Annotated in this window: 10 protein-coding genes and 1 other RNA gene; 2 read left to right on the top strand and 9 right to left on the bottom strand. The window is 71.0% G+C overall.

All coding sequences use genetic code 11. The features are described 5' to 3' along the window. A partial coding sequence (locus tag AC51EU_RS22605; RefSeq protein WP_496268862.1) for an ABATE domain-containing protein occupies positions 1-283 on the bottom strand: 283 nt, incomplete at its 3' end. 215 nt (positions 284-498) lie between these two features. Here AC51EU_RS22605 and AC51EU_RS22600 point away from each other — a divergent pair. Next, the gene (locus AC51EU_RS22600) at positions 499-1,275 is read left to right on the top strand and encodes a class I SAM-dependent methyltransferase (protein WP_496268861.1); all 777 of its coding nucleotides are present in this window, start codon (positions 499-501) and stop codon (positions 1,273-1,275) included. On the opposite strand, the gene AC51EU_RS22595 is transcribed toward AC51EU_RS22600, so the two are convergent. The 6 genes from AC51EU_RS22595 to ftsE all read right to left on the bottom strand — a co-directional run bounded on the left by AC51EU_RS22595 (position 1,259) and on the right by ftsE (position 6,422). After that, on the bottom strand, positions 1,259-2,296 hold the full coding sequence (locus AC51EU_RS22595) for a LysR family transcriptional regulator (protein WP_496268863.1): 1,038 nt from the start codon (positions 2,294-2,296) through the stop codon (positions 1,259-1,261). The genes AC51EU_RS22600 and AC51EU_RS22595 overlap by 17 nt on opposite strands. Before the next feature lie 287 nt (positions 2,297-2,583). Beyond that, positions 2,584-2,954, bottom strand: a transfer-messenger RNA (tmRNA) gene (gene ssrA, locus AC51EU_RS22590). A gap of 98 nt (positions 2,955-3,052) precedes the next feature. Then, positions 3,053-3,556, bottom strand: a complete 504-nt coding sequence (smpB, locus tag AC51EU_RS22585) for an SsrA-binding protein SmpB (protein WP_496268860.1) — start codon at positions 3,554-3,556, stop codon at positions 3,053-3,055. A gap of 18 nt (positions 3,557-3,574) precedes the next feature. Further along, positions 3,575-4,744 (bottom strand): S41 family peptidase, encoded by a 1,170-nt coding sequence (locus tag AC51EU_RS22580; protein ID WP_496268859.1) that lies wholly within the window; start codon positions 4,742-4,744, stop codon positions 3,575-3,577. A 67-nt stretch (positions 4,745-4,811) separates the two neighbouring features. Beyond that, the gene (gene ftsX, locus AC51EU_RS22575) at positions 4,812-5,723 is read right to left on the bottom strand and encodes a permease-like cell division protein FtsX (RefSeq protein WP_496268858.1); all 912 of its coding nucleotides are present in this window, start codon (positions 5,721-5,723) and stop codon (positions 4,812-4,814) included. A 9-nt stretch (positions 5,724-5,732) separates the two neighbouring features. Continuing rightward, positions 5,733-6,422, bottom strand: a complete 690-nt coding sequence (ftsE, locus tag AC51EU_RS22570) for a cell division ATP-binding protein FtsE (RefSeq protein WP_496268857.1) — start codon at positions 6,420-6,422, stop codon at positions 5,733-5,735. A 248-nt stretch (positions 6,423-6,670) separates the two neighbouring features. Between ftsE and AC51EU_RS22565 the strand changes: the two genes are divergently transcribed. Continuing rightward, on the top strand, positions 6,671-6,865 hold the full coding sequence (locus AC51EU_RS22565) for a hypothetical protein (RefSeq protein WP_496268856.1): 195 nt from the start codon (positions 6,671-6,673) through the stop codon (positions 6,863-6,865). A gap of 122 nt (positions 6,866-6,987) precedes the next feature. On the opposite strand, the gene AC51EU_RS22560 is transcribed toward AC51EU_RS22565, so the two are convergent. After that, positions 6,988-7,947 (bottom strand): hypothetical protein, encoded by a 960-nt coding sequence (locus AC51EU_RS22560; protein ID WP_496268855.1) that lies wholly within the window; start codon positions 7,945-7,947, stop codon positions 6,988-6,990. Positions 7,948-8,293: 346 nt separating this feature from the next. Continuing rightward, positions 8,294-9,400 carry a peptide chain release factor 2 gene (gene prfB / locus AC51EU_RS22555; protein WP_496268854.1) on the bottom strand — a complete coding sequence of 369 codons (1,107 nt, stop codon included), beginning with the start codon at positions 9,398-9,400 and terminating at the stop codon, positions 8,294-8,296. Between the last annotated feature and the right edge of the window lie 59 nt (positions 9,401-9,459).

Genomic DNA, 9,459 nt, shown 5'->3' with positions numbered 1-9,459 from the left:
CGGCGGTGTCGTTGAGCAGTGCCAGGTCGGCGTCGGCCGCGCGGCCGCGGAGTTCGTCGTGCACCACGCGGTGGAGCAGGGTGCGCAGGGCGCGGAAGCGGGCGAGCCAGTGGCCGTCGACGCCGTCGAGCGCGGCGCCGCGCGGGACCACTCCGGCGCCGGTGAGCCATACGGCCAACTGCTCGGGCCCGTCGAGCAGTTCGGCTGGGGGTCCGGCGCAGGTGGCGACCAGGTCGAGGCAGATGCGCCCGCAGTCGAACCGCGGGCCGTGGGGCGTCGTCATGTTCCCGCTCCTCGGAGGACGACGATGCCCCACCAGGGTGCCCGCCGGGCCCTCGGGCCGGAACCCTCCACGCCGCCGCCCCTTCTATACATTTTGCGTATACCGCTCATGTATAGTCCGTCGGACCGGATCGCGATCCCCCAGCCGGTCCCGTGGCCACCACGCCGGACCGCGCGCCCCTCGGAAACCCCACGCACCCCAGGACGAAGGTCTCCATGCCGCGTACCTCCCTGCACACGAACCGTTCCCGCCTCACGCACAAGATCGGCTACGCGGTCCGCAACCCGGCCAAGATCACCCCGTACGTCAAGCGCACCGCGCGGGACACCTGGCTGCGCCTGAAGTACCCCAACCACGTCGACTACTACCGCGCGGTGATGGCCTCCGACACCGGCCGCAACCCGGAGGCCGCGGTCGGCAGCCGCACCCACGAGCGGTGGCTCGCACTGGGCGAGATGCAGTTCGACTACCTCAAGGAGCACGGCCTCCGCCCCGGCAACCGCATGCTCGACATCGGCTGCGGCAACCTGCGGGCCGGCTGGCGCTTCATCTCCTACCTCGACACCGGCAACTACTACGGCATCGACATCTCGCCGGACATCCTGATAGCCGCCAAGAAGACCGTGGCGACGTACGAACTCCAGGCCAAGCTCCCACACCTGACGATCACTCAGGACCTCAAGCTGGAGTTCCTGCCGGACGCCCACTTCGACGTGGTGCACGCCCACAGCGTCTTCTCACACTCGCCGATCACCGTCATCGACGAGTGCCTGGCCCACGTCGGCCGCGTCCTCGCCCCGGGCGGCTTCTTCGACTTCACCTTCGACCGCACCGAGGGCACCGAGCACCAGGTGCTGCGCGAGGACTTCTACTACCGGACCGAGACGCTGCTGCGGCTGGCGCGCCGGCACGGCCTGGAGGCCCGCTTCATGGACGACTGGGAGAAGCGGCCGCACGGCCAGTCCAAGATCCGGGTCAGCAACCCGGAGTAGTACCGGTGACGGCGGGCGGGACGGATCGGAGGGGGATCACCGCCCCGCCCGCGGTCACCCCCATCACCCGCCCGTCCTCCTCCGGCAGCCACACCTCCCCCTCGGGGACCGACAACCACCCGTGGTCCCGCGCGAGTTCACCTGCCACGTCTCGCAGGACGTCCAGCCCGGGATGCCGCAGGCCCTTCCGCCACACCATCCCCACCGGCGACAGCGGCACCGGCTCGGCCAGCGGCCGCAGCACCATCCCCGGTACGTCGATGAACTCCACACTCGCCAGGACCGACCAGCCCCGCCTCCGCACCACCCGCACGAACTCCTCCGCGCCCGCGATCCCCGGGTACGGCTCCGCCGCCCGTATCCCCCGACCGGCGAACAACCGCTCCGCGAGCCCCGTCCACTCCGCGGTCCCCGGATTGCCCGCCCCCGTGTAGAGGGTCTCCCCCGCCAGCTCCGCCAGCGGCACCACGGCACGGCCGGCCAGCGGATGCTCCTCGGACAGCAGGACCGCCATCGGCTCCAGCCGCACCGGCCGGTGGGCGAGCCCCGCCCGGAGCGCGGACGGCAGGCCCGCGAAGCGGCCGAACGACACGTCCAGCCGCCCCGCCGCCAGCTCCGCGGCGGCCCCCGTCAGCCCCGCGTGGAAGCGCGCCACCAGCTCACAGCCGTCCGGCACCCGCCGCCGGGCCTCCTCCAGCACCCGGTACGCGGTCCCCACCGGAGCCCCGACGTCCACCAGCAGCGGCCGCCCGCCCCCGGCCCGGAACGCGCCGGCCAGCTCGTCGTGCGCCGCCAGCACCCGCCGCGCGTACGGGAGCAGCCGCTCCCCGTCGGCCGTCAGCGCCACCCGGCGGGTCGTCCGGACGAACAGGCCGGCGCCCAGTTCCCGCTCCAGCCGCCGGATGTCGCGGCTGAGCGCCTGCTGGGCGACGTGCAGGCGGGCGGCGGCCCGGGTGAAGTGCAGCTCGTCGGCGACGGCGAGGAAGACCCGCAGCAGCCGGGGATCGGTGTCGTACGGCACCGGGACATCGTGGCAGGCCAGGGCGATCGACAACAGAGGTGCGTGAAGGGCGCCCGACCAGGTGTTGGACCGCCCCCGGGCCCGGCCGCGACGCTTGACGCATGATCCGCTTCCTCGCCTTCCGCCCGGTCACCGCCCCGCCCGCGCACCGCGCCCGCCCGCCGCGCCGCTGGTCCGCCCGGCTCCGCGCCCCGCTGCGGCGGCGCGCGGCCCGATGACCGCCCCGGCGCACGAAAAAGCCCCTGGCCCGGCGATTTTCTCGCCGGGCCAGGGGCCTCACATGGGAATTGTGGAGATGGCGGGAATCGAACCCGCGTCCAACGGTGCGGAATCAGGGCTTCTCCGAGTGCAGTCCGCTGCGATTTTCTCGGCCCCGGAGATCACGCGGACAAGTCTCCGACGGGCTCAGTCACTGTTCGATGTCCTTCTGAACCCCCGTGACCGGGATCAGAAGTTCAGTCCCCTAGCTGATGCCAGGATCCGGGTCGGGAACATCCCCGGGCTGACACTTCGCAGGTCGCTACTTAGGCAGCGAGGGCGAAGGAATCGCGCTTGGTGTTGGCGATTATTGGTTGCGACACATGGTTAACGAGATCATTGCCGCTTCCTCGACTCGCTTCCCCTGCTTCGACATCCGCTGTCGAAACCGATCATCCCCATGTTGATTTTTCAAGGTGGTGCACCCCTCGCGGAGTGCGATGCCATCGTACGTGACCAACGTGCGACCGTGCCAGCATATTCCCCGGCAGGGAGCGATCAGGCCCGCTGGCGCCGCCGGGCCGCCGAAATGGCCCGGTCCGCCTCGCGGCGGTCCTGCTTCTCCCGCAGCGTCTGCCGCTTGTCGTACTCCTTCTTGCCCTTCGCCAGAGCGATCTCGACCTTGGCCCGGCCGTCCTTGAAGTAGAGGGACAGCGGGACGATCGTGTGACCGGTCTCCTGGGTCTTCGACTCCAGCTTGTCGATCTCCGCCCGGTGCAGCAGCAGCTTCCGCTTGCGGCGGGCGCTGTGGTTGGTCCACGTCCCCTGCGCGTACTCGGGGATGTGGACGTGGTGCAGCCACGCCTCGTGCCCGTCGATCTGCACGAAACCGTCGACCAGCGACGCCCGGCCCTGGCGCAGCGACTTCACCTCGGTACCGGTGAGCACCAGACCGCACTCGTAGGTGTCGAGGATGTGGTAGTCGTGCCGCGCCTTCTTGTGCTGCGCGATCAGCCTGCGCCCGGTGTTCCTGTCCTGGTCCTTGCGCTTTTCCTTAGCCATAGTGCGACCATTTTCGCACTACGCACCCGTACCGAGGCCACTCAATACCGTGCGGGCACGCGCCTCGGCGCCGCCGCCGACGGCCAGGTCGGGGACGATGCCGCGGCCGTCCACCGCCCGCCCCGACGGGGTGCGGTAGTGGCCGACGGTCAGCTCCGCCACCGAACCGTCCGGCAGCTCGCTGGGCATCTGCACCGACCCCTTGCCGAAGGTCGGGGAACCGACGACCACGGCCCGTCCGCGGTCCTGGAGCGCCCCCGCCAGCAGCTCGCCCGCGCTCATCGTGCCGCCGTCGACGAGGACGACGAGCGGGACGCGGGTGTTGCCGCCGGGCCGGGCGTACAGGACGCGTTGGCTGCCGCGGACGTCGTACGTGGCGACCAGCCCGCCGTCGAGGAACGCGGAGGCGGTGGCGACCGCCTCGGTGACCAGGCCGCCGGTGTTGCCGCGCAGATCGAGCAGCAGGCCGCGGCGCGGATCGGCGGCCCGCACCGCGCGCCGCACCTCGTCGCCGGTGCCCCTGGTGAACGCCGCGACCTTGATCAGGGTGGCGCCGCCGGGCCAGGCCGGGCCGTCGACGGTGACATTGCGGGTCCGCAGCCGGGCACGGTGCAGCAGGGTGTGCCAGGTCCGGTCGCCGCGCCGCAGGTCGAGCGCCACGGGGGTGCCGGCGCCGCCGCCGCGGAGCCGGGCGACGACCTCGGTGACCGGGCGGCCGCGGACCGCGCGGCCGTCGACGGCACGCAGCTCGTCGCCCCTTCTTACCCCGGTCCGGTCGGCGGGGCCACCGGGCTGCACGCGCGATACCGCTATCCGGCCGCCGCCCGTCTGCCGCACCCACAGGCCGACCCCGACGTAGCCGCCGTCGAGCTGCCGCCGGAAGTCCTGGTACTCGCCGGCGGTGTAGATCGCGGCCCAGCGGTCGCCGCTGCGGCTGACGACCTCGGCGGCGGCCTCCGCGCCGGACTTGCCGTCCGCCATCGCGCGGGCCGCCGCGCTCTCGACGGCGGCCCGTTCGGCGGTCCTGGGGCGGGGAGCGGGCGCCGCTTCCCGCCGCTCGCCGTGCGCGGCCCGGTCCGCCAGGTCGCCCGCGGCGACGCCGGTGGCCAGCATGCTCGCGACGACCAAGGCCAAGGCCGCCCCGCGGCGGTTGCGGCGGGGCCTGAGGAACAGACACGGGCCCGACATGGCCGTGAGTCTAGGCGAGACAAGGGCGCCGTACGGAATGTTGTCCGTACGGCGCCCTTGGCGAAGTTCACACCTTCAGGTACTTGCGGAGCGCGAAGAATCCGGCGAGTGCGGGCAGCAGCACGCCGATCACCAGGACCAGCGGCAGGACCGCCGCCACCGGCCCCCAACCGATGAAGTTGACGACCGTGCCCTGCTGAGAGAGCCACTTGTTGATGAGCACGTACTTACCGCCGACGATCATCACACAGGCGAAGAGACTGCCGATCAGACCGGCGATGGCGGCCTCCATGATGAACGGGATCTGGATGTAGAAGCTGGACGCGCCGACCAGCCGCATGATCCCGGTCTCCCGCCGCCTGCTGAACGCCGACACCCGCACCGTGTTGACGATCAGCATCAGCGCGACGACCAGCATCAGCCCCATCACGCACAGGGCCGCCAGCCGCATCCCGTCCAGCAGGCGGAACAGCGGCTCCACCGTGCCGCGCTGGTCCTGCACCTCCTGCACGCCCGGCCGTTCGGAGAACGCGGACTTGATGACCGCGAACTTCGTCGGGTCCTTCAGCTTGATGCGGAAGGACTCCGGGAGCTGGTCGGGTGTCACCAGACCGGCCACCGGGCTGTTGCCGAACTGCTCCTTGTAGTGCTTGTACGCCTCGTCGCTGGACTCGTACTGCACGCTCTGCACGATCGGCAGCCGGGTCAACTCGGCCTTGACGTCCTTCTTCTGCTGCTCGGTGGCCGCGCCCTTGGCGCATTTGACGCTGTTCTCGGCGTCGTTCTTGTTGCAGAAGAAGATGGCGACATTGACCTTGTCGTACCAGTAGCCCTTCATCGCGTTCACCTGGTCGCCCATCAGCAGCGAGGCGCCGAACAGGCTCAGGGAGAGGGCTACGGAGATGATGACGGCGAAGGTCATCGTGAGGTTTCGCCGGAGACCGACGCCGATCTCCGACAGGACGAACTGGGCGCGCATGGCGTCCTTTCAGTGCTGGTAGCCGTACACGCCGCGCGACTGGTCGCGTACGAGCCGGCCCTTCTCGAGTTCCATGACCCGCTTGCGCATCTGGTCGACGATCTGCTGGTCGTGGGTGGCCATGACCACCGTCGTACCGGTCCGGTTGATCCGGTCCAGCAGCTTCATGATGCCGACCGAGGTCTGCGGGTCGAGGTTGCCGGTGGGCTCGTCCGCGATGAGCAGCATCGGCCGGTTGACGAACGCGCGGGCGATGGCGACACGCTGCTGCTCACCGCCGGAGAGCTCGCCCGGCATCCGGTCCTCCTTGCCGCCGAGCCCGACGAGTTCGAGGACCTCGGGGACCGTCTTGCGGATCTGGCCGCGCGGTTTGCCGATGACCTCCAGCGCGAAGGCGACGTTCTGCCCCACCGTCTTGTTGGGCAGCAGCCGGAAGTCCTGGAAGACGGTGCCGAGCTGGCGTCGCATCTGGGGGACCTTCCAGTTGGACAGCTTGGCGAGGTCCTTCCCCAGCACGTGGACGGCGCCGTGGGTGGCGCGCTCCTCGCGCAGCAGCAGCCGGAGGAAGGTGGACTTGCCGGAGCCCGAGGAGCCCACCAGGAAGACGAACTCGCCGCGCTCGATCTCCAGGGAGACGTCCCTGAGCGCGGGGCGGTTCTGCTTCGGGTAGGTCTTGGAGACGTTGTCGAATCGGATCACTGATGCACCACGGTGACCTGGATAGGGGCACGGGCTGCCGGTCACGGCTCCCGTCGGTGAGCGTGACCTTACGCGAACCGCACTCGGCGGTGCAGTCGCCGTCAGGGGTTGGGGGTTTCTTGACCGCTCCTACGGGACAAAAGGAGCACATTCCTCCGGGACGCGCCGTCGCGTCGCGGAGCTGGCACAGTGGAGAGGGAACCCCCGCGCCACCCCGTGCGTTGGAGGGGGAGAAGTAAGGAGGTCGCATGACGTACGACCGATTGGTGTGCGCCAACTGCGCGGCCCCTGTGAGCGAGGGCCGCTGCCCCGTCTGCCGGGCGCACCGGGAGCGGACCCGGCAGGAGGCCGGCGGGCTCATCGGCCAGCTCAACCCCGTGACGCTGCTCGCCCTGCTGGCCCTGCTGATCGCGGTGGGAGCGCTGCTCCACCAGATCGCCTGAGGCCACGGGCCTCCCCCTACCGGAGGCTCACCCGGGGTCGTACGGGCGGTGACCGGACGGACACGCCGAGGGGCCCGGAGCACTGATGTGCTCCGGGCCCCTCGCCGCTGTGCGGGCCGGCGTCAGGCCGCCGCGCCGCCGCTCTTGTTGATCAGGCGGGGCATCATGCGGAAGCCGATACCACCGGCGATCATCGTCGCGGCGCCGACGAGCAGGAAGGTGGTGCCGGAGGCACCGGTCTCCGCCAGCTCGCCGCCCTTGGCCTGCTGCTTGGCCTCGCCGGGCGTGTCGACGATCTCTTCCTTGGACTGGCCGGGCTGGTCGGCCGGGCGGCTGCCCTCGTTGTCCGTACCGGTGCCGGTGCCGTCGCCGCCGGTCGCGCCGCCACCGTGGTGGCCGCCGCCGGTGCTGCCGCCGTCACCACCGGTGGAACCACCGGTGCCGTGACCGCCGGTGCTGCCACCGGTGCCGTGACCGCCCGTGGAGCCGCCGGTGCCGTGGCCGCCGGTGCTGCCGCCGGAGCCGTGGCCGCCCGAGCTGCCGCCCGTGCCGTGGCCGCCGCTCTGGCCGCCGGACTGCTCACCGCCGGACTGGCCACCGGACTGCTCACCACCGGACTGACCGCCCGACTGCTCGCCACCGGACTGACCGCCCGACTGCTCACCACCGGACTGGCCACCGGACTGCTCACCACCGGACTGACCGCCCGACTGCTCACCACCGGACTGACCGCCCGACTGCTCGCCACCGGACTGACCACCGGACTGCTCACCGCCGGACTCACCGCCGGACTCGCCGCCGCTGATGCCGCCGATGGACTGGCCGCCGGACTGCTCGCCGCCGGACTGCCCGCCGTTCTCGTCGCCGCCGGTCTGGCCGCCGTTCTCGTCACCGCCGGTCTGACCGCCGTCGGAGGTGCCGCCGAAGATCCCGCCGATGAAGCCCCGGCCTTCGCCGCCCTGCTGGGTGGCACCGGTCAGGCTGGTCGCCGAGGCGGCGCCGGCCGCGGTGAGCGACGCACCGGCCGCGATCACCGCGCCGGCCGCAATGCGCGCAACGCGCAGCCGCGTCTTTTTGGTCATGTGTCTGCTACCCCCAGTAGCCGAACTCGTCAATGGAGCATCTCTGTACGGGGCGGCGACCTCGGTGGGGGGTACGCGATGCGCGCGGCCCGGCCCATGGCCCGACCGCTGTTCTCCCCGTCCGCACGCACGCCCCAGACAGACGCATGCCGCGCCCACCATTCCCAGTTCTCCGACCTCCGTCAAGGACAAATAAGGGCGCCATGCCCGAATTGCTGAGAATTAGGGGTTACGACGACGTACGACTGTGACCGAACCGCCACATGGGACACGGAGAGCGGTCGCCGCTACGCCGGACGGGGCCGCGCGTCACCGCGCGGCCCCGTCCGGTCAGCTGCTCGTACGACTACTTCTCCTGCTGCTTGCGCCAGCGGATGCCGGCCTCCAGGAAGCCGTCGATGTCGCCGTCCAGCACGGCCTGGGGGTTGCCGACCTCGTGCTCCGTCCGCAGGTCCTTGACCATCTGGTACGGGTGCAGGACGTACGAACGCATCTGGTTGCCCCAGGAGTTGCCGCCGTCGCCCTTGAGCGCGTCCATCTTGGCCTGCTCCTCCTGGCGGCGGCGCTCAAGGAGCTTGGCCTGGAGGACGTTCATCGCGGTCGCCTTGTTCTGGATCTGCGAGCGCTCGTTCTGGCAGGAGACGACGATGCCGGTGGGGATGTGCGTCAGCCGGACCGCCGAGTCGGTGGTGTTGACGCCCTGGCCGCCGGGGCCCGACGAGCGGTAGACGTCCACCCGCAGGTCCGACTCGTCGATCTCGATGTGGTCGGTCTGCTCGACGACCGGCAGCACCTCGACGCCCGCGAAGGACGTCTGGCGGCGGCCCTGGTTGTCGAACGGCGAGATGCGCACCAGGCGGTGGGTGCCCTGCTCGACGGAGAGGGTGCCGTAGGCGTAGGGGACCTGGACGGCGAAGGTGGTCGACTTGATGCCGGCCTCTTCCGCGTACGAGGTCTCGTACAGCTCGGTCTTGTAGCCGTGGCGCTCGGCCCAGCGCAGATACATCCGCTGGAGCTTCTCGGCGAAGTCGGCGGCGTCGACGCCACCGGCCTCGGCGCGGATGTTGACGACGGCCTCGCGGGAGTCGTACTCGCCGGAGAGCAGCGTGCGGACCTCCAGCTCGTCGACCGCCTTGCGGACGGCGGCCAGCTCGGCCTCGGCCTCGCCGCGGGTGTCCTCGTCGTCCTCGGCCTCGGCCAGCTCGAAGAGGACCTCCAGGTCGTCGACGCGGCCGCGCAGCTCCTCGGTCCTGCGCAGCTGGCCCTGGAGGTAGGACAGCCGGCTGGTGATCTTCTGCGCGTTCTCCGGGTCGTCCCACAGGGACGGCGCCGCGGCCTGCTCCTCAAGAACGGCGATATCGGCCCTCATCGCATCGAGGTCCAGGACGGCCTCGATCGACCCCATGGTCGAGGAGAGGGACTTCAGCTCTTCGGATACATCGACGACTGCCACGCACCCAGCCTAACGGCTGTCGCCACCGGCGTGCCCCGGCCCCGCCGGACGGTGCGGGG

Source organism: Candidatus Streptomyces philanthi, assembly GCF_059553635.1.
Note: the sequence above shows the minus strand (reverse complement) of the source record. Positions and strands in the feature narration are given on the sequence as shown.